15 protein-coding genes and 4 pseudogenes are annotated in these 19,757 nt (G+C 55.6%); 3 read left to right on the forward strand and 16 right to left on the reverse strand.

Annotation, left to right across the window (positions count from 1 at the left end):
• Window positions 1–15 precede the first annotated feature (15 nt).
• From J3R84_RS37855 to J3R84_RS37880, 8 genes and pseudogenes are all read right to left on the reverse strand, one after another.
• On the reverse strand, window positions 16–792 hold the full coding sequence (locus J3R84_RS37855; protein WP_203528953.1) for a thioesterase II family protein: 777 nt from the start codon (window positions 790–792) through the stop codon (window positions 16–18).
• A gap of 382 nt (window positions 793–1,174) precedes the next feature.
• Window positions 1,175–1,549, reverse strand: a pseudogene (locus J3R84_RS37860) (transposase domain-containing protein); the annotation flags it as partial.
• Between the two features lie 217 nt (window positions 1,550–1,766).
• Window positions 1,767–1,940 carry an IS66 family insertion sequence element accessory protein TnpB gene (gene tnpB, locus J3R84_RS38975; RefSeq protein WP_225906426.1) on the reverse strand — a complete coding sequence of 58 codons (174 nt, stop codon included), beginning with the start codon at window positions 1,938–1,940 and terminating at the stop codon, window positions 1,767–1,769.
• 91 nt (window positions 1,941–2,031) lie between these two features.
• Window positions 2,032–3,021 (reverse strand): tyrosine-type recombinase/integrase, encoded by a 990-nt coding sequence (locus tag J3R84_RS37865; RefSeq protein ID WP_203528949.1) that lies wholly within the window; start codon window positions 3,019–3,021, stop codon window positions 2,032–2,034.
• Window positions 3,018–3,932 carry a tyrosine-type recombinase/integrase gene (locus J3R84_RS37870; protein ID WP_203528947.1) on the reverse strand — a complete coding sequence of 305 codons (915 nt, stop codon included), beginning with the start codon at window positions 3,930–3,932 and terminating at the stop codon, window positions 3,018–3,020. The genes J3R84_RS37865 and J3R84_RS37870 overlap by 4 nt, the downstream gene beginning before the upstream one ends.
• Complete coding sequence (locus J3R84_RS37875; RefSeq protein ID WP_239637617.1) at window positions 3,926–5,170, reverse strand: tyrosine-type recombinase/integrase; 1,245 nt, start codon at window positions 5,168–5,170, stop codon at window positions 3,926–3,928. The genes J3R84_RS37870 and J3R84_RS37875 overlap by 7 nt, the downstream gene beginning before the upstream one ends.
• Before the next feature lie 116 nt (window positions 5,171–5,286).
• On the reverse strand, window positions 5,287–5,622 hold the full coding sequence (locus J3R84_RS38980) for a hypothetical protein (protein ID WP_203528945.1): 336 nt from the start codon (window positions 5,620–5,622) through the stop codon (window positions 5,287–5,289).
• A 354-nt stretch (window positions 5,623–5,976) separates the two neighbouring features.
• The gene (locus J3R84_RS37880; protein WP_203528943.1) at window positions 5,977–6,426 is read right to left on the reverse strand and encodes a hypothetical protein; all 450 of its coding nucleotides are present in this window, start codon (window positions 6,424–6,426) and stop codon (window positions 5,977–5,979) included.
• 52 nt (window positions 6,427–6,478) lie between these two features.
• Between J3R84_RS37880 and J3R84_RS37885 the strand changes: the two genes are divergently transcribed.
• Window positions 6,479–7,153 carry an acyl-homoserine-lactone synthase gene (locus J3R84_RS37885; RefSeq protein ID WP_203528942.1) on the forward strand — a complete coding sequence of 225 codons (675 nt, stop codon included), beginning with the start codon at window positions 6,479–6,481 and terminating at the stop codon, window positions 7,151–7,153.
• A 132-nt stretch (window positions 7,154–7,285) separates the two neighbouring features.
• Here J3R84_RS37885 and J3R84_RS37890 read toward each other — a convergent pair whose 3' ends face one another.
• From J3R84_RS37890 to J3R84_RS37920, 7 genes and pseudogenes are all read right to left on the reverse strand, one after another.
• On the reverse strand, window positions 7,286–8,068 hold the full coding sequence (locus J3R84_RS37890) for a LuxR family transcriptional regulator (RefSeq protein ID WP_203528941.1): 783 nt from the start codon (window positions 8,066–8,068) through the stop codon (window positions 7,286–7,288).
• A gap of 1,011 nt (window positions 8,069–9,079) precedes the next feature.
• A pseudogene (locus J3R84_RS37895) lies at window positions 9,080–10,173 on the reverse strand (IS3 family transposase).
• Between the two features lie 78 nt (window positions 10,174–10,251).
• The gene (locus J3R84_RS37900) at window positions 10,252–11,004 is read right to left on the reverse strand and encodes an autoinducer binding domain-containing protein (protein WP_203528940.1); all 753 of its coding nucleotides are present in this window, start codon (window positions 11,002–11,004) and stop codon (window positions 10,252–10,254) included.
• A gap of 129 nt (window positions 11,005–11,133) precedes the next feature.
• Window positions 11,134–11,391: pseudogene (locus J3R84_RS37905) on the reverse strand (CbtA family protein); the annotation flags it as partial.
• 10 nt (window positions 11,392–11,401) lie between these two features.
• Window positions 11,402–13,111: pseudogene (locus J3R84_RS37910) on the reverse strand (ISL3 family transposase).
• A gap of 468 nt (window positions 13,112–13,579) precedes the next feature.
• Complete coding sequence (locus J3R84_RS37915; RefSeq protein ID WP_225906424.1) at window positions 13,580–15,130, reverse strand: L,D-transpeptidase family protein; 1,551 nt, start codon at window positions 15,128–15,130, stop codon at window positions 13,580–13,582.
• Window positions 15,131–15,247: 117 nt separating this feature from the next.
• Entirely contained in the window at window positions 15,248–15,865 is a 618-nt protein-coding gene (locus J3R84_RS37920) for a GntR family transcriptional regulator (protein WP_203528937.1), read from the reverse strand.
• A 68-nt stretch (window positions 15,866–15,933) separates the two neighbouring features.
• Here J3R84_RS37920 and J3R84_RS37925 point away from each other — a divergent pair, with 68 nt between their 5' ends.
• Window positions 15,934–16,383, forward strand: coding sequence for an OsmC family protein (locus J3R84_RS37925; RefSeq protein WP_203528935.1), 450 nt, complete (start codon window positions 15,934–15,936; stop codon window positions 16,381–16,383).
• A gap of 253 nt (window positions 16,384–16,636) precedes the next feature.
• Here J3R84_RS37925 and J3R84_RS37930 read toward each other — a convergent pair whose 3' ends face one another.
• Window positions 16,637–17,320, reverse strand: coding sequence for an IS6 family transposase (locus J3R84_RS37930; protein ID WP_207932914.1), 684 nt, complete (start codon window positions 17,318–17,320; stop codon window positions 16,637–16,639).
• 371 nt (window positions 17,321–17,691) lie between these two features.
• Here J3R84_RS37930 and J3R84_RS37935 point away from each other — a divergent pair, with 371 nt between their 5' ends.
• The gene (locus J3R84_RS37935) at window positions 17,692–19,626 is read left to right on the forward strand and encodes a methyl-accepting chemotaxis protein (protein ID WP_203529591.1); all 1,935 of its coding nucleotides are present in this window, start codon (window positions 17,692–17,694) and stop codon (window positions 19,624–19,626) included.
• Window positions 19,627–19,757 lie beyond the last annotated feature (131 nt).

Raw genomic sequence — 19,757 nt, forward strand, 5'->3', positions numbered from 1 at the left:
CCCCACCACTTGCTTTTATCGTGGCAAGTGTCTTTTCCTCCAGGGTATGGGGTCGGTTTGGGCCCTGACCACCTCGAAGACGGCTGAAGGATTTTCAAACGGAAAGAAATGTCCGTAGGGAAACGTCGATCTTGAAAATGGTCCTCTGGTGTATTGTGCCCAGGCCGACAAACCCTTGTCATCGGTTAGCGGATCGAATGATCCGGCCAGAGCCGTGATAGGAGCGGCAATTTGCTCGAGCCGATCCGGTATCCAGTTTTGTCCAAGCTTGAGATCCAGGCGAAGCGCCGCAGAATAGAGGCGCCACATCTCATCATTGGCAAGTACTTCAGCAGGCGTTCCGCCAAGTTGTTTCGTCATTTCCCGAAGATCTTTATCTGAAGAGCGATGGAGATCGTTACGAGTGGAATGGGATGGGGCGACGCGGCCCGAAACAAACAGGTGTTTGATCGGCTTCCTTCCAGCCTGCTCAAGCGCCGAAGCGACTCCGAAGCCGACGAGAGCGCCAAAGCTGTGACCAAATATTACGAGATCGTCTTCATTACCTTCAGGCAATGCATCCGCTATGGCGCCAATTGCGTCACCGAGTGTTGAAAACGGTGCTTCTGAAAATCTCTGTTCCCGACCGGGCATACAGATCGAGATCACCTCGGACCATCCAGCCGTAAGCGAAGGCCCTAATCGCTTCCATATTGAAGCACCACCCCCGGCCGGGGCGCATAGGAGCAACCGGCGGCCACCGGGGTTATCCCCGGGCATAGTGATGAGCAGATCGCGAGAGTTGTTTTTCATTTCTGGAACAGCAGTCCTTTTCGGAAGCGAATTGGCAGTTTGCGATCTTTATCGTGCTTTCATCTGATCCCGCCGTCGGCAGCGGTCTCACGACATCATTGAGGCATTCTTGTTGTTTTGACCGCGTGCAGCATCTGGGAAAAGTTCCAGATATACGATGCCAGGCATTGGATGCGCCGAGGTTGGTATGGAGGCGCGTATGGTGCGAAGTCGATGGGAGGAGCTACTGCAATCCCTGTCCGGCATCAGCATCGGCTGGCGCCGCCTGAATCTAGCGGTTGATCCGTGACAAAAATTTAAGATCAGCGCTCTCCGCCGCTGCCCATAGTCGGTGTTTCGCTCCGACATAGTTACCGGCTGATTGAGCGGTCGACTTGTTTGTGACCTTTGGAAGGTATCCGCCGCAAGCGCAGACCAGGCTTTCCGGTTCGATGATCTCTTCTATGCATGGAAGATGGGCAGGAAGAGAACCGCGATTGATTGCACGGGGTTTCGCGTGCTGTTTGCCCGAAGGGCAATCCGCCTCGTCTTCGGCATGGACAGCCGCAATTGCCGTCTCAAGGTCTTCCAACGCGAGATCGGGCTGCTCGGGATCGGCCTTCTCGGATTTGCGACCAAAGGCGGTCCGCTTGAAAGCGGCGACTAACTTCTCCAGCCTTTCGATCCGCTCGTCCTTGCGGACTTCACGCGCTTCGGCCGCTATTAGCCTTGTATTCAAGGCAGCAATATCGTCGGGAAGATCGGCAGCGTCCAACATGGTCGAAGCTTATCAAATCTCGCTCGATTCATGCTCGGAATCTGCCGCTCGAGTCATACTGCCGCATCTACTCAATCGCGTCTGGCGCTCCCGCTTCCACAGCACGGACCCGACGCCAATCGAGGCCTGCAAACAGCGCCTCGAATTGAGCATGGCCCAAGGTCATCAAGCCGTCCTTGATACCCGACCAGGTGAGCATCTGTTCCTTCAACCGCCTTTAGGCCATCACCAGGCCGCTTCCATCCCAGTAGATCAGCTTTAATCGATCCGCTTTACGCGACCGGAATACGAAGATCGTTCCGGTGAACGGATGCTTGCGCAGTTCGTTCGTGACCTGTGCCGCCAAGCCATCATAGCCTTTACGGTTATGCGGAGCACCGCATAACCGCAACTATGCGGCGCCGATGATTATGTGGAGCCGGGGATGCTGATGAGCGCGTTGTCAGGTTTTTCTCCATCCGTCGACTCCACATAACAATGCACTATCGCGTAGCAAGCATCGCGATCAGTTTATCCGGCGGGCGGAATTTGCCGGGCTTGAGACCGAGCGGCGCCAAAGCGTCGAGCATCTCGAGTTTTTCGGTCGGGTCAGCGCGCAGGTAGATCTCTGTGCTCTGGAGAGTGGCGTGACCGAGCCATAGCGCTACCTTGCGAATGTCGCGCGTCGCCTGAAGCATATGCATCGCGCAGCTGTGGCGTAGTACATGGGGCGATATAGACTTCGTCGCCAGCGTGGGCGCGACGCTGGCCGCGGCGGCGGCGTGCTTTTCGAGGATGTATTCGAAGCCGGAGCGCGTCATCATCCGGCCAACATTGTTCAGGAAGAGCGCCGTCTCGCCATCCTTGGGTCTAATCGCGATCCAGGCGCGGATCGCGACAGCGGTCTCCTGCCAGAGCGGCAGCACGCGCTCTCGTCGTCCTTTGCCGATGATATGGATGCTTGCGGGTGACCGTCCGTCGAATTGATCCAGGGTGAGACCGACGAGTTCGGAAACGCGCAGCCCGCCGGCGAAAGCCAGATGCAGCATGGCTCGATCGCGAATGCCCGATGATGTGCGCCGATCCGGTGCATTGAGCAGTGCTTGCACTTCAGTACGCGAAAGCGAAGCTACGAGCGCCTCGTCAATCTTCTTCATCGGAATGGCGTGTACCCGAAAGGCCTGATCCAGCATTGCGGGTGCGCGGTGCTCGAGATAGCGGAAGAAGGACTTCACGGCGGCCAGCCTTGCGTTGCGCGAACGGGCTTTGTTGCCACGCTTCTCTTCGATGTGTTCGAGGAAGGCGAGGATCATCGGTACGTCGATATCTTCGATCTGCAGCAGACACGGTCGCTTGCTCAATCGTCGCGCGGCGAACGTCACCAGCAGCTGGAAGCTGTAGGCATAGGCATCGCAAGTGTGAACGCTTGCGCGTCTCTCCCGGGGAAGATGTTCGCGGAGGAACGCGGTGAGGTGCTGGGCAAGCTGGGTCATGCCGTCACTCCTCGATGCAATGTCTCACCGGCTGCTGACATATGCGCCATCAACTCGGGCGTTGCCTGGAGATACCAGTAAGTATCGGTCACATGGGCGTGCCCCAAATAGGTGCTGAGAGCGGTGATATGCCGCGCCACCGCTTGGGAATCGTGCGCACAGCGTTCGAGAGAGCGAACGGCGAACGTGTGGCGAAGATCGTGGATCCGCGGACCTCGCGATCCTGGAGCGCCTCGCAAGCCGATCGATCGAATGATCTGCAGGAAGACTGTTATTACGGTCGGATAAGCAAGCGGCGTTCCCTGATGCGAAATGAAAAGCGCATCGCTCTGACTTGCTGCCTTCAGGCGAGCCGCGAGGTATCGGTCCACGGCATGTCGGGTTGTCGGGTGGAGCGGCAGCAATCGGCTCTTCTTGAACTTGGTCTGGGTAATGATCAGCCCGTCGTCGGTCACGTCCGGTAATCGAATGGCGATCGCCTCCGAAACACGCATGCCGGTCGCTGCAATCAGCCCGAACATCGTGGCGTAGGTTAGCGATCGGATTGAACCGTCGGGGCCAAGTCGCTGAGCGACGTCGATCAGCCGTTGGATCTCCTCGGCGCTATAGATATAGGGCGTGCGGCGCCTGCGGCTGCCGCGGCCGAAAAGATCAGCGGAGGGAACTTCATGGCGCGGATCTTCGGCATGCAGCGAGAGCGCGAAGCGACGTACCGCCAACAGGCGGTTGCGACGTTGTTCGGGTGAAGGCGCCTGTAGCGCCCACTCGCGCACGGTCGCCGTCGTTACGACATGCTCACCGCGATGCTCGGCAAAGGCGACGAAGTTGCGCAGGAGAATGCCCGGAGTCCGAAACTTGAATCCCAGAGCTTGGTACAGCGCGGCATGATCGGCGAGGAGCTTACTCAGCATGGCAGCTCTCCCGGCCAGGGCTGAGCAATCTGCTCCAGCATTGCTACATCGACCTTGGCGTAGTGTGCGGTCATATCGAGCGAACGGTGACGCAGCACCGTGCCAACAGCTTCGAGTGTGGCCCCCGAGCGCAGCATTGAGGTTGCGGCCGAGTGGCGCAGCAAGCACGCTCCGGTCGACGGGGGATCGGAAATGCCCGCACGTTTTAGCGCCAGCGCTACGATCGTGGAGACATGGCTGGACTGTGCAAATGACCGGTAGGGTGCAATCATTGTGAGAAAGACCGCCTCTTGATGCACGCGCGGCCGTTCCTGCTCGATGTATGCCAGAAGGGCATCGCCGACGTCCTGCGGCAACGGTAGCCGAACTTGACGGCGCGCTTTGCCACTCAAGCGCAGCATACCAGACGTCCATTCGATATCGTTAAGTCTGAGTCCGGCCACATCCCCGGCTCGCAGCCCCAGGCGAGCCAGTAGGAGCAGGATTGCACGGTCCCGCAAGCGCCCACTGGTGAGTTGATCGCAGGATGCAATGACGCGTTCGACATCGGCGGCTGCAAGATACCGCGGCAACGACGACAGACGCCATTGCAAGACGGGCGGAATGGCGTGATCGAGGTTGGGGCGGCACAGCCCGGCACCCGCGAGGAAGCGAAGATAGCTGCGCAAGGCGCTCGTTATCGTCCTCAGATCGGCCGGCCCGGTTCGCTCGCGCCATTCGCGGACAACATTACGGATCCGGGTGGCATCATAGTCGTTCGTCGTCGTGCCGAGTTCCGGCATCAGCTTATGCAAGTGGCGAAGGTGACGGGCGATCGTTCGTTCCGCCAGTCCCCGGTGGACGCGCAACCAGCTCTGATAGTCGTCAAGCAGGGGATAGGGCGACGCGACCTTCAAGGGTGGACGCACGACACCTGCCCTTTGCAGGAAAGCAACGAACCTCCCGGCGCGGCGCGAATATTTTGGTGAGATACGCAGCAACTGCCGCCCACCAGGACATCGGCACAGATGTTCGGCAAAGCGACGATAGACATCGCCATCGATGACGTCGATCGAGATACCTGCGCTACCAAGCCAAGCTGCGAAATGACGAGCCGAGGCCGTGTAGCCCTCAATGGTCAGCGACGTATATCTCTGAGCGGCAAGCTCGGCCGCGAACTGATCGATCCATAATGACAATGGTCCTGGATCGAGAAACCGGTGATTAAGATTATTAGCATCCATTTTTGCTCTCCTCACAACATGAACCCATCGTGAGGGAGCATAGTTATGTAGAGCGATCACGCGTCCTCGATCTATCTAAGCATCGGTGACGACGCAATAATCCATAGATCAGCATCCCCGGCTCCACATAATCATCGGCGCCGCATAGTTGCGGAAATCGATCGGCTTGGTGGCAACCATGCTCCGCACACGGTTCGATGGAACGATATGTCAGGCCCGCGCAGGCACGGGCGATGGCAGCAAACCGAGCGACAGATGCCCCTTCTTCCAATCGGATCGTAATGGAACCCACGGGGCGGCTGGCATTTTTTGATCGGCGGCTCCGAGACGGGTGGATCGACGATCACGGCAGCGAACTCCACCGGGTCCCCGGATGTGGCCAGAACCAGCTTGCCCTGCCGCGCCATTTTTCGCCAAGTGGACAGGTGGTGCAGCTTTAGGCCATGTCGTTCTGCGACCTCGTTCACAAACGCGCCGGGCCGAAGGTTCTCTCCGAAACGATCTACTCCTTGACCTCGTCCGGCCAATGCCGGTGGACTTCACGTCCGGGTTTCCTGGTTGTGAGAGCCTCCAATGTAGTCTCCATGGAGAAACTCCCGTTGCTCGTCCATGGAAAGCCGAACATGGATTTGGACGTGGGAGCGGTACACCCGTTACCGATGCCCCCCGAACCGGTCGTGATCAACGCACATTGATATCAGCCATGCTGACCGAGCTTGGGGCGGCAACCGTAACCAGGCGCGCAAATCTCTATATGGGCTTGAAGCAGAAGTATTCGGTCGATCAACAGCAGTCCGTGCCGCGCTCGCGCCCGGCGATCGCTACCGCAGCGCGTCGATCGCGCGGCTCAGGTGTTTGGCTACTTTTGTGTAGCCCAAGGATTTCGATTCATTGAGCAGAAATATGAGAGCTTGGCGCAAGGGTCCGCGCTGGTCCTGTTCGTTGCCGTCAGGCGACGTATCCTCGTTCGTTGTTTCGATGCGGACGTCGCTGTCGGCGGGGATTTTTCCACGACAACGACGCCAGCTTTCGACTGGTTTGACAAGTAAATTGCCAAGGCGCGATCGTTTCATGGCTTTGGTAAGTTCCTCTGGTTGATCGGTCTGTTCTGAATAAGAAGCGAATCCGATCCGATTGAGCGCGTTGCCACATGTCGACATCAGAGCAGCCGAATGCTCTAGCGAAGTGTACCCAAACGAGACTTCAACAGCACCCGGGATTTTTCCCAGGTGCTTCTTCCCAAGGCAATAGCTACCAATTTTGGTCTCCATGCGTTTCTGTTGTTGTGATGTTCATATCCAACCGAAGACAGGAGTGCACGTCATGATGAATTTGATCGATTCTTCCAATCGGGCCATGCATCTAGAAACACTCCGATCATTCGCCGAGCTGCGATACGAGGTTTTTGTCCGACGTCTTGGCTGGGTTCTGCCGGCCGCCCGGGACGGGCTGGAGGAAGATGAGTATGATACTTCGCGGGCGGTCTATGTGACGATTAGCAATAGCGCCGGGCATGTGGTCGCCGGAGCCCGGCTGCTCAAGACCTCCGATGCGAGCCTTCTGAACGAGATTTTTCCTCACCTGGTGAAGGACGGCGACCTGCCGCGATCGGATCGGATTTACGAGATCACACGTTTCGCCATCGATCATCGCAGGGAGCGCCTGGAGGGATGCATGGATTTGCGGAACCGGTTGCTCTGGGGCATTCAAGCTGCGGCTATGCACCTTGAATTGGATAAGATGGTCTCTGTCACCTATACCCATCTTGAGCCGATGCTCCGCAAGGCGGGTTACCGCTTTCGCAGGCTTGGAGATATCGACTGTATCGACGGCATTCCGACGGTTGCGCTGGAACACGAAGTCTCGCCCGACATCCTGGGCGCTTGCCGGTCTGTTTTGCTCAACGGTAGGGGCCGCCACAAAGCCGCACCGCCATCTCCGCTGTCAAGCCAGAGCGATCAGCCGGCCGCCAGCGTCGCTCAACCGGCCCTAGTCTAATTTATTGCCGGGTGAGGCGCGACCGCAGGAGATGGTCGCGCTCTGTTGTCGGCGAATTTTGAGGATGGCCTTGCTCTGCACCAGGCCCGATTTCTGATCGGGCTACAAGATAGCGGTGCTGACACCGTGCGCTCAATCTAGCGTCACGAGCCCCAGCATGATGGCCTTTACGACAGCATGGGTTCTATTCATCGCTTGGAGTTTCGTCTTTGCCATGTCGGTGTAAAAATCGACGCTTTTCTGAGAGATGCTGAGAATTTCAGCGATTTCCCACGCGGTCTTCCCCCTGGCCATCCAGTGCAGTACGTCGATTTCGCGTGGCGATAGGAAAGATTTACGCCGCGCCGAACCGACTTTAAGAGAATGACCTAGCAATATGCCTTTGGCTTTTCGATGGTAGCCTTGGGCCAGGACCTGTACGATAGGCAGAGCGGCAAGGATACGCTCATTGTTACCGGGCTCCGGAACGACGCTGATGGCAACCGCTTCGCCCAACTCCGTCATGATCGGCAACGTGAAGCCGTTGGCGAGACCTGCGTCACAAGCCTCCTGCAGCAGCCGCTTCTGGTTTCTGTCTATATCATCCGATGTGAGCAGATCGCTCCACTGGGCGATCCCTTGGCCGGTACCCACCCATTTCAAGGTCGGATCGATCTCCTTGTACTTTTGGTGAAAGTAGTGGGTCAGCCATTTGTTCGGAAAATTTGAAATGATAAAGTTTTGTGGGTCCACCGTGGATTCATTCATGATGAACGAAGCGCTCATCCTGTGAATATTATAGGCAAACAACGGAAACCCAAGGTGAGACAGCGTCTTGGAGAAGAGATCTTCGAGAGAGCTTATGTCGGTACACAACTCAAGTTGAAGAAGAAACGGTTGGACCACTTCGGCGTAGATCGTATTGTACTCTGACATCAGTGACATCCTCTCAACACCTAAATCCAGCATGCGCGAAAGCGTGCTCTCCTCAATAAATATCTTCGCAACAAAACGACGGTTCTCCTGTTTCCGGTTGCGGTGATCGTGTTAGAGAGGTACTGAATGGACGTCGAATGTGACCGGTGCGTCATTGGTTCTCAGGAGGAGATTCTCCATTGAATTGAGAGCTCATTCATCGTTTCTCCTGAGCATTTTTAACGGAAATTCTGTGTTTGCAGGCTCTCGTTTTCAAGAAATGCACTCATTGATCTAATTTTCGCGCGCGCTAGCTACAGAGTACGGGTATCATATAGTTTATAAGATGGTTTTCCCTTCGTAGGCTAACTTCTTCTCGTATGACCGAAAGTATGCGCCGGCTGGTCGGCGCACAAACGGAATGAGAGGGCTAAGAGCGCCGAAGTTGATAACTGCAAAAGAACCTGATTGCCCGCAATATCACGGATAGGTAAGTAATCGTTGCCGCCAAAATGAGGCGAAAGCACCACGACTTCAGGCTTGATATCAACTGTTCTCATGGACTCTAAAATTGCTATCAGATCCAGTGGGCATTATTGATTCTTACGCAAAACTGCTCCGGCTTCAACATGTAAAAAATTGTGTATATTTGCAGTTATCGTATTGATTTAAAACGATAAAAATCGTTTCAAAAAAAATCTCCAGCGGTTTAAATTGGAATAAAAACCTCAAAAAAATTGATTGCGGGGGAAAATATCCGGATTAATTCTGCAATCGTTACCGTAATTAGAAAAATTCCGCTTGGCTGAATCTAGGCAGATCGAAACATTTGCAAAAGCAATGGCATCGCAATTCATTTTTAGCTCAGAGTGGCTGAGACCATTTTGCCGATTCTTGGGTTGTTGAGAAGGCCAAAAAGGAAGACAAGTTGACCTGCCACTGAGAATTTCCTCCAGAATGGAATAGAGTCCGGCCCATTGTGAACCGCCCCCAAACTCTGGACCAGCTGAGGCTAGAGTTTTCCGGATTCATTCAGGGAGGCGGGCTGGTTGCGCCTCCTGATTTCATCAGCGAGATCGGCACCTTATTGCCGATCGCACCATGTGGCCGAAACTCATTATACGCTCTACGCCAATCCTCCATCTTTTCGCGGGCATCCGCAAGGGTCAGGAACCAGTGCTGGTTCAGACATTCGGCGCGGAAGCGGCCATTGAAGGTGATGAGGGAAAAGCAATCGATCCAGTGAATCGATTGCCCCGACGCAAGATGAACGCATTGTCGGTCGGTTTGCCGGGGCGTGAGAAGTCCAAGGTGACGCCTTTGGCAGAGGCCCAAAGGTCAAGATCGCGAGACACGAACTCAATCCCCTGATCGACACGGATCGTCTTCGGATAGCCAACTTTCCGGCATACCCGTTCCAAGGTTTGCACGACATCTTCACCTCGATAGCTGTGACGAGGATCAAGCACCGGCACATAGCGCGAGAAGGTGTCGACCACCGTGAGCACCCGCAGTTTCTTGCCGGTCGCGAGTTGGTCGTGAACGAAGTCCATGGCCCAGACATCGTTCGGTCCAACGGCCATTTGCCGATCTTCCCGCAGCTTGGCTTTGACCCGTCGCTTCGGCGTCTTGTTGCGCAGTTGCAGGCCCAAGTCCCTGTAAATGGGATAGGTTCGCTTGATGTTGGTCCCCCAACCCTCGCGTTCCAGGAGTACATGTACACGACGATAACCATGGCGCACACGGGTCTCGCAGATCTCACGAATTCGACGTTCCAGACCGGCCTGATCGGCACGGCGAGAGTTGTAATGGTGGGTCGACCGATCGAAGTTCAGTGCCCCACAGGCACGCCGGATCGAGATCATCCAATCCCGGCACATGCCTTTCACCATCTCGCGGTCCAGCGTCAGGTCCGCGACGCTCTTCTTCAACCGCGCATTCTCGTCCTCGAGCTGCTTCAGCCTCTTCATCTCCGGCGGCAGCATGCCCGCGTATTTTTTCTTCCAGTTGAAATAGGTCGCCTGGCTAATTCCCGCCTTACGGCAGATCTCCGCAACAGACACTCCTTCATCACCCTGCTTCAGAATGAACGCCTTCTGTGCGTCCGAAAACTGCGATGCTTTCATCGTCTTCCGTTCCTTTCCCAGCTTGGAAAATGCACCGGAAAACTCTAACCAAAAACGGTCCAGTTTGAAGGGTTCAGATCAAAGTGGCAAAAGACGTTCATGCTTTTTAATGATGCCGAGTTCCAATGCCTTCCCAACCGTCTGAGGAAGAGTTTGGCAATTCAGCCGCTTCTGCGCATGACGCAGATGCATTCTCACGGTGTGAATCGATAGGCCAAGCAATTTGCCAATGCACTCCGGCTTGTGCCCATTCAGCACGAGTTCCAAGCATGTACATGCGCGTTCCGTTAAAAGACCAGAGCGTTCTAACGACGAGCCGATTCGCAGCACGTGATAATGCACATGCTGGCCGAAAAATAGCATATCGGCCTCACATCGCCATCGCAGTGCTTGCCACTCCGAATCGCTAGTTCCCTTGGCCATGAATGTGAATAGGCCGGGCGGACCGTTCGGCGGCGATATCTGCATCGAAAGCCCACGGTCGCCGATCTTGAAACGCATCATCTCAGAGAAATAGTGCCGAGTTGTTTTCGATCTCCGGTCAATGATGTCCCAGTCTAGCGGCAAGGGAGAGCCGCGCGCTCTATTGACAATGGGATCGATCATGAAGAATTCCCGATCATCGTATTGCCGAAACCACTCCGGATCACTCGTCGATATGACGATGGTAGATTGGATCTTGTCGGCGCTAAATCGTCTGAAGCCCCGATACGTGATGTTTGACAGTTTATAATGATCGCGGAGGTCGTGGATCACCTTCGATACATCTTGGCGCGATGTTGCCGCGTTCAGAGCTTCCAAACTTCGGTTCATCATGCCGTTTCGATCCACGGCTAGCTCCGTCTAATTGGTAATGGAATATGCCGAAAACTTGAGATCTTATTTCCTGAACAAGGGGTGGCCTATTAGACATGATTGAGTCAAGCAGTTCCTCCCTGCGTAGCTATGCGGCAAGCCTGTTCAAGGAAGAGCCTGGGCTGCCCGGCGATGGATCTTGCGATCTCCGACGACGCGTTCGGCAAGGGCGCCGAAGCCTAACGCAAGTCCAGCCCAGAGCATTGCATGCATGCCGAGCGACGTCATGCGGAAGTTCCACAGCAGAACTGCCGAATAGCTTTCTGGCACCTCGTTGATCGGGGGCAACAGATAGAGGATTCCGGAGACGATCATAATGAACATGACGCCTGCTCCTGCTACAGCGTTACAGGCACCGTATTTGGGGTCTTCCTCACTTTGTGTGGAGCTCGACCAATTTGATCGGCATCATCCGCGCTCGGAGAAGCTCTGGTCCCGCCCTGCCGTACATTGCGCGCTTGATCGTCTTCAGTCGGTTGATCTGGCCTTCTGCCTGACCGTTGCTCCAGGGCAGGTCGATGGCGTTACAGACGGCGTCGATATCACGGTGAAGTACACGGGCGAAGCGGGCCAGGAAGGCGAGATCAGAATGAATGGCGTCGTCGATCCATTGCTCGAGTTTCGCCGAATCTCGGCCACGAAATATGCCGCGAAATCGCATGGCGAAGCTCCGCAAAACGGCGAATGTTTGTGACCCGTGCTTAAGTGCATCGACTTTCCGCGCCTGATTGATTGTCAGTGCGCCGCGCGGCTTTATGCAAAGAGTAGCGGCGACAATGGGTGAGATCAAATGACCGGTTTGCGGATCACGGACAGGCAAATTGTCAGGTGCTCTGTCGGAGAGCCCAATCCGAGTCGGCGCCGTATCATCCTTATCCTCATCCGTTTCCGGTCTCTCGGCGCGGCACCATGTTGCCAGGAGGCGTTCGAGATTAGATAAGCTACCGGTATATCCGCGGTGTTTTATGTCATGAAACAAATGCCGCCCACGGCGGTTGCCATCCTTCCAAGACTGAGTGAGGAACGCTTGAAGTAGAGAGGAGATGTCGGCTGTAGCGTGCCCCTGCGTCGATCGGGTGGAGTATCGAACGTCAGCCATTTCGTGATGCTTCGTCGGCCATATCCTGTACGACGTGCAATGTCCGAGCAGGTCAGGCCTTCTTTGCTCAAGGCGTGTACCGTCTCGAACACATCCTTCCGGGACTGTCGATGTGCCCGGCGAAGTTGATTGCGCCCCGGGTGTTTCTGGGGCCGGCTCATGCAAGTTTCGATTGCCATGATCAAACGCGATGTCCTCCCTCGTCAGGCAGCAGTGCCCTGCCTGTAGCGCGACCGGATAGGCTCATCTGTTCTTCTATAGCGAGCCGCAATTTTGGATGAGATGAAAACGATCTGCCACCTGAGACGCTTGCGGCGCACCCTCACGAGCGCCCTGTGCGTAAAGCCCGCATCGATCCCGGCTGACCACCTCAATAGAGGGGTGCCGCTTCAACCATCGGGAAACGCTTTCCACACTCCGGTCTTCGAGAATGTCCATGACCTCTCGGCGTTCAAGATCGACAATGATCGTGCCGTAGCGCCAAGATTTCCTCCAACTCCAGTCATCGATACCGACGATACGAGCTGACGGTTGGTCGTCGACCCGTGAAGCATTGCGCTTCAAGTGCCGAAGGATGGTGTCGTCACTAATCGACATCCCTAGCCGCTCCATCAAGCGCTCTCCGGGCCGCCCGCCCGTACTATGGCCAAGCAGACTGACTATTTCGGCGCCCCTCGTTGTCCTGCGGGCATAAGGGATCGCAATCGCTGGGACCCGGTCCGTGAACGTTTGACGTCGGCATTGCCGATATTTGCAACGCCAGCGGCTCAATTGAAGTCTTACCGTCACCTCATTGCCTTGGATCGGCAAGTCCTGAAGACTGCGGTACGACCAGCCGTGCCGACTTCTACTCTGATGTCTGCAATCCGGGCATATGCCAGATGATGGTCCGCACGCAGATACAAGCCAATCGCCTTTGTCGCTGGATACGACGCTCTGCACCTTAATGCCCGGGCCGGGCGACCATATCGATTTCGTTTGCATGCCAGCTCATACCAACGTCATCGCCAACGATCTGTTAACCACACAAAGTGAGGAAGACCCTGTTTCTTCTGTTCGCCGGGTTCGCGGCCGCCGGCGCGCTCTTCTTTGCAGCCGGGACACGAATGCCTCCTCCAAATACAAGAACGGGCATGCGCGTCGCACGTGAGCGCGAGAATTCTATTTTGCCGGCGCAGAGGCTAGCCTGGTCGCCGTCCGGATCGACAACTCCGGTAACCACGCCCTCCTTATCGTCGCCATATTATGTTCTTGCGGCGCGCTTCTGATCCTGCTTTTGCTTAGCCGCCGCCGGCCCTCGATCGAAACAATGGTGTTGCAGAAATCCTAACTTTTGCATCAAAATCGGCATCATCAGCCGTACAGGCCATTTTCGCGTTTGGAATACAGGGCCTATGGAGCCATCGCAGATACCGTGATCGCAGCCGAGGGAGGAGCAATCTCTGTCTTGCTTCAACAAAAACGTCTACTGATCCTGCCAAGATAGAAGAATTCCTTTCCCGGCTGCGGCGTCGAGTCGGGAAATATCACATAGCCCTCGTTCAGTGCTCTAATTTCTTCACCGGAAGCCCTGTAGGCTATGATGTCATCGCCATGAACCGGATCGCCAGTTTTCCAGGGTTTCGCTAAGCGATCATTTGGATCGTTCGCGTAGATCACGTCGACAAGCTCAATCGACTGCGTGACGGTCCGTGTTGGCATAGGCGCATCAATAAGCCTCAAGATCGCAAGTGCGCGCCGTATTGCATTCGACGCGATGGTGTGGGTTTTTGGATCTTGATGAGAGCCGCATTCGAGCGTGACACCATAGCCGCCGACAAATCTCATATACTCCGCCGTTCCAACTCCGGCCGATACCAAAGGTTTGACTCGGCTCTCCCCAAGCGAGTTCGATCCCCTCAGAAGGCCATTGACGTTGGTCGACAGCCAGCCATGGAGTATCAGCGCCGGCCCTAACGCAGAAGCGAATGCTTCCTCTTTGGCAGCGCTGGCAAATGGCTCAATTGCATCATTGTTGTCTTGTGGTCCGACGAATACAAACGGACATCCCTCTGACTTAAACGAGTGTATGTCCAGAAGCACGTCATGATCTCGCATCATGGCGCAAATCTGATTTGCGACGAGGTCTTCGTATTGCGTGGGTATCGTTACTTCGCGCAGGTCTCGATTGAGATTGCGATCTCCTTCACGCTCACCCTTCAAAAAGGCTTTCATGTTCACAATCGGGACAAATGTCACCAGGCCGCGCTCGATCTTCAATTTACTCCCTGAGCATTCTGAAACGATTTTTCGGATCGCTTCAGGACCACATATCTCGTTCCCATGGACCGCCCCCAGTACGAGGAGACGCGGTCCCGGTCGAAGCCCCCTGAATTGATAAATTTCGATTGGACCAGTCTGACGTAGTTGTTCATCCAGCGCTTCGTCGTAGTCGATATCAATAACCATTCCAGGTGCGAGTTTCGAAACAAGCCGATGGAGATCGATTTCCCGAACCGCAACGCATCCTGCGGTTCCGGTCATTTCCGGCCGAGCGACATGAATGAAAATGGCGCTTCCCCGATGAGGTTCAACATTGGCATCATTATAACCAATGGGCACCACGATATCGAAAAAGGGACCTGTCCTTGCTCTATCGATGCGTTCCGACGCTGGGGCGCCCCCCGAGGTAATGGTTAGGCGGTTGTACGTTGCCCGCTCGGGGTTTTCTTCCCAGGCCATTTCGTTCGTCATTGGAACAAACGGAAACGATAAAGCCAAAAGTGGAGGGGTCCATCGGGAGGGATTATAAAGCCCGTACCGAAGCGGAAAGATGCCCACGGGGGTATGGCCATCTCCTTCTCGTTTTTGCGAAGCGCTTATCAATCCACTGCGACCAACGACACAAGGCACTGTCCAATCATCGATCGATAGAAACCCTTTGTGCCCTTCTGTGGCATTCCGCGGAATGCGAACCTTCACAGTTGGTAGGTGGCTTCCACGGCGCTCAGGGTACGAGTTCATAGGCTAGATTTCCGGCATATTGGCGTAGGAACAGTCGGATCGTCAGGTTGGCTCTTGTCTGCAAATTGCGCATCAGCGAACAATCTGGCTCTGGCCCGATCTATCTCTGCACACAGTTTATTGCTTGGGCATTTGCACATCAATTAGACAATTCTTTGCTGCTTCGATGTGGTCCCTTAGCAATTGTACAGCGTCGTCAACCCTCTTTTCGATATAGGCGCACGTGATCTCTTCGTGGTCATGGAGCCATTTTGGTGTTTCATCAACCAACCTGTCGTATTGAGCGGAATACAATATGCAGTTGCGGCGCAGTTCCTCAATTATCGTTATTTGGCGCTGGCGGCCTGCGGGCGCGTATAGCGTCAGGTGAAAAAGCCAGTCGCCTTCTATCCACCCAGACCTACCTGCTTCCAGCGATGATTTCTGTAGAGAATATTTAACTTCCGCGTAGTGCGCGTCGGTGACTGATGACATGGCGTGACGCAACAGATCACACTCTAGTAGAACTCTTAAGTCGAACACTTGCGAAAGCTCATCCCGGCTTAACTCAATGACCTGTGCCCCCTTTCCAGGCACGAGCGCAACCAGTCTCTCCGAGGCGAGTTGTTGCAACGCGTCTCGCACAGGAATGCGGCTTACCCCGAAACGGACAGCCAAATCTGTTTGCGACAGCCACGTGCCCGGCGGGAGCGCGCCGTTTAGGATCTCCGCCTTCAAAAGTTCAGCAACCGACATCTTGCCTACCCATCATTTTACGTATACGCGTATACACAGCATAATTCATAACGTGCTGGAGGGATAGCATGAAAATGACGGTTGAGGTTCGTTGGGAACGGCAGGCCGCGGTATTTACTGACAAGCGTTATAGCCGCGCGCACACTTGGCATTTTGATGGTGGTCAGGTGGTCCCGGCGTCTGCCTCACCACACATCGTTCCCCTCCCCTATTCTGTTGAAGCAAACGTTGATCCCGAAGAGGCCTACATTGCTGCAATTTCCAGTTGCCATATGCTGACGTTCTTGTCACTTGCCGCGCCGAAGGGTTTAGTCATCGAAAGCTACACCGACAGAGCGACAGGCGTGATGGAAAAGGTAAACGGAAAGCTTGTCGTGAGCCGCGTCGACCTCGATCCGACCATTGTTTACGTTGGTGAGCAGCCCAATGCGTCAACCCAAGCGGAATTGCACCACCAAGCGCATGAACAATGCTTCATCGCGAATTCGGTAAAAACAGATATCCAGGTCGTCGCGTAACATATTCATGCCGCCGATTGACGACAGGAAGGTATTCAAGACGTTTCCGTCCCTAATTGGGACGGAAACTTCCGACTGATCCATCGGCTGTTCGTGCAGATCGAACGGGTTATGCGGATCAATGGCCTCAGCGCCGTGCCCGAGGACGTTGTGAAGGCGGAAACACCAAAAGGGTATCGCCAAGTTGTTTGAAGCAAGTTGCTGCTGAGCGGTTTGATCGAGATCAAGCGGCCATTTCTTCGGTATAGTCATGTCAGAGGGCAAACGCATCCGCCCTGGCGTGACGGCAAGCCGCGGCATTGATTTTGTAGCGGCGGGAGTGGAAGATCAGGTTGATCTGGTCGTGGGCAGCAAGGAATCTCTGTGCTTGTCGGGGTGACTTGAACTGCCGGAATATCTTCTCCCGCTTTCGGGTCGGCCTGTGCGAGACTTCGACCGCGTTGTTGAGTCCTTTGAGGGCCCGATGCTCGGCGCCCGCCGCCAGGGTTCGGATCGGCTTGATATAGCTGCGGAGTTTGTCCGTGACCACAACAACCCTTGGCGTCCCGAACCGGGTAATCAGGCCACGCAGGAAACGCCTCGCGGCCTTGGCGTTTCGACGTGGCTGAACCAGAATGTCGAGCACATTGCCGTCCGCATCGATGGCCCGCCATAGCCAATGCTTTGTGCCATGGATTGTGATCACGACCTCGTCGACGTGCCACTTGTCGCGAGGCGCAGGCCGATCTGGCCGAACACAATCTGCAAAATGCCGCCCGAAACGATTGACCCAAAGCCGGATTGCTTCCCGGCTGACAATGACACCGCGTTCGGCGAGCAGGTCTTCCACGTCGGCGGTGCTGAGCGCAAAGCGATGATAAGCCAACACCGCATAGGCGATGATTTCACGGCCAAAGCGAAAGCCTTTCAGGCGCGGCATTTGATACGGGGTATTCATCCAGCTCGAATAGCCCACGCAGAACGGTCAAACAACTTGGCAATACCGATTGGAAACCTAACAAGGCGGAGTTGGCCGAACCCGCCGCCATGCGCCCCAAAGGGAAATGGTGTCTCCTTAGATCGTCAGATTGGCGCGTATCTTCTGCTTCATCTCAGTAATTACGAGAATTATAAATATTATAGCAAATGTGAACCTATTAAATCTTTTGTCAGGTTCGCGTGGTTATGTTTGTGTACAGCGCCATTGGCGATGAGCAGAATGCTCCCTCTCTGTAATGTTTCCCAAATCAGAAAATAGACAAGTGCCGCCACGTGCGAGTCTTCCTGTCGCGCGTATTTACCGGCTCAACATGTTACGCGAGCTTTACCATGTCACCTCTGCAGAACGCCAAGATCAGAACGAAGATACTGTCGATCATCCTCCCGATCTGTCTAATCGGCATTGCAGGCGTGCTGGTCGTATCCAGCCAATACAGGAGTACTGTCGCGACCTATTCGAATTTCATCTCGAATGACGAAGCGGCGGCGGTCGAGATGTCACGTGCCAGCCAACGTGTCGTGGCGCTGAGCTACAGCGCCTATCAAATCCTTGCCTACAGTGTAAATGACCCACGGATGGCGAAGCTCTCGAAAGACTATGAGGATAACAAGAAGGTCCTTCTCGATCGCTTTGCGACTGTTAAGCGACTGATGCCCGCTGAGGCGACGGCGATTGACGCACTCACGGCTCAAGCCAACAATATCATTGCATTGACCGATCGGGCCGTGAAGGCCGGATTGGTGGACGACAATGCAACTGCCGGCAACGTATTGAAGCAAGTGGACCCGTTGATCGATGACGAGGTTCTCGCAGTTCGCCAATGGCTCGATACCTTCAATAAGAATATCCGCGTTAAAAGCGATGAACTGGCAGATCGAACGATTGCCACCATCACCGATACTTTGATCGCCATTGGCATCCTTTGTGTCGCGGCGGTTCTGATCGCTCTTTTTGTTTCCGCCCGAGGGATTACCGCTCCCATCGAACGCTTGCGTGCGCGGATGGTCTCGCTGGCCGATGGCGATATAGATCAAGCTGTGTCGGGTATCGAGCGCAAGGATGAAGTCGGTCATATGGCCGCCGCCGTGTCGGTCTTCCGCGACAACGCCATCGAACGCATTCGCCTGGAGAGAGAGGCTGATGCCGGCCGCAACCTCTCCGAAAAGGAAAGGCTCGAACGTGAGGCGCAGAAAGCCAAGGATGCGGCCGACACCCAGTTTGCCGTCGACGGACTGGCCGCGGGCCTCGCCGAGCTTTCCAACGGCAACGTGACCTATCGCATCGACAAACCCTTCGTTGCCCATCTCGATCAGCTCCGCGCCAACTTCAATTCCTCGATGGCAAAGCTCCAGGATACGCTGAGCGCCGTCGGCGACAATGCCCAGGCCATCGCGGCCGGTGCAAACGAGATCCGCTCAGCCTCCGACGACCTCTCCAAGCGCACCGAACAGCAGGCCGCTTCGATCGAGGAAACCGCCGCAGCGCTGGAACAGATCACAACCACCGTCAAGGACTCCACCCGGCGGGCAGAAGAAGCAGGCTCGCTTGTTGGTCGCGCCCGCATCGGTGCGCAGAAATCAGGCGACGTGATGCGCGAGGCGGTTTCCGCGATGGAGGCGATCTCGAAGTCGTCGAGCGAAATCAGCAACATCATCGGCGTTATCGACGACATTGCATTCCAGACGAATCTCCTGGCGCTGAATGCCGGCGTCGAGGCGGCGCGCGCCGGCGACGCGGGCAAGGGCTTTGCGGTCGTTGCCCAGGAGGTGCGCGAACTGGCGCAACGCTCCGCCAAGGCGGCCAAGGAGATTAAGGCGCTGATCTCGACATCCGGCCAACAGGTTCACAGCGGTGTCGACCTCGTCACGAAAACCGGAGCTTCGCTTCAGCAGATCGTCAAGGAAGTGGAGGAGATCGACCATAATGTGCGGGCGATCGTCGAGGCTGCTCGTGAACAGGCAACCGGCCTGCATGAGATCAATACGGCGGTCAACAGCATCGATCAGGGAACGCAGCAGAATGCCGCCATGGTCGAGCAATCCACTGCTGCCAGCCACAGCCTGGCCAAGGAAGTGGCGTCCCTGAACAATCTGCTCGGCCAGTTCACCCTCCAAGGTGATCGAAGCTATCAGCGACCGGCCGCGGCCACCCAACAGTCGGCCCCCGCAGCCTCACCGGCACGATCGCTCCGCGCCAAGCTTGCCGGTGCCTTTGGGGGCTCGGGCAGTGCCACCGCGACAGCCGGCGCATGGGAGGAGTTCTGATGGCGTGGTCAAATGTGATCCCATGTCTGTATTTTTGATGCGGCTGAGATAGCGGGTGCTTGCACCTAAATTTCAGGCTACATGGAGATGATGGATCGGATTCAAATTCAGGGTATGTCGTCCGCCCGTGT

It is taken from the genome of Ensifer canadensis, from assembly GCF_017488845.2.
In the GTDB taxonomy this organism is placed as follows: Bacteria; Pseudomonadota; Alphaproteobacteria; order Rhizobiales; family Rhizobiaceae; genus Ensifer; species Ensifer canadensis.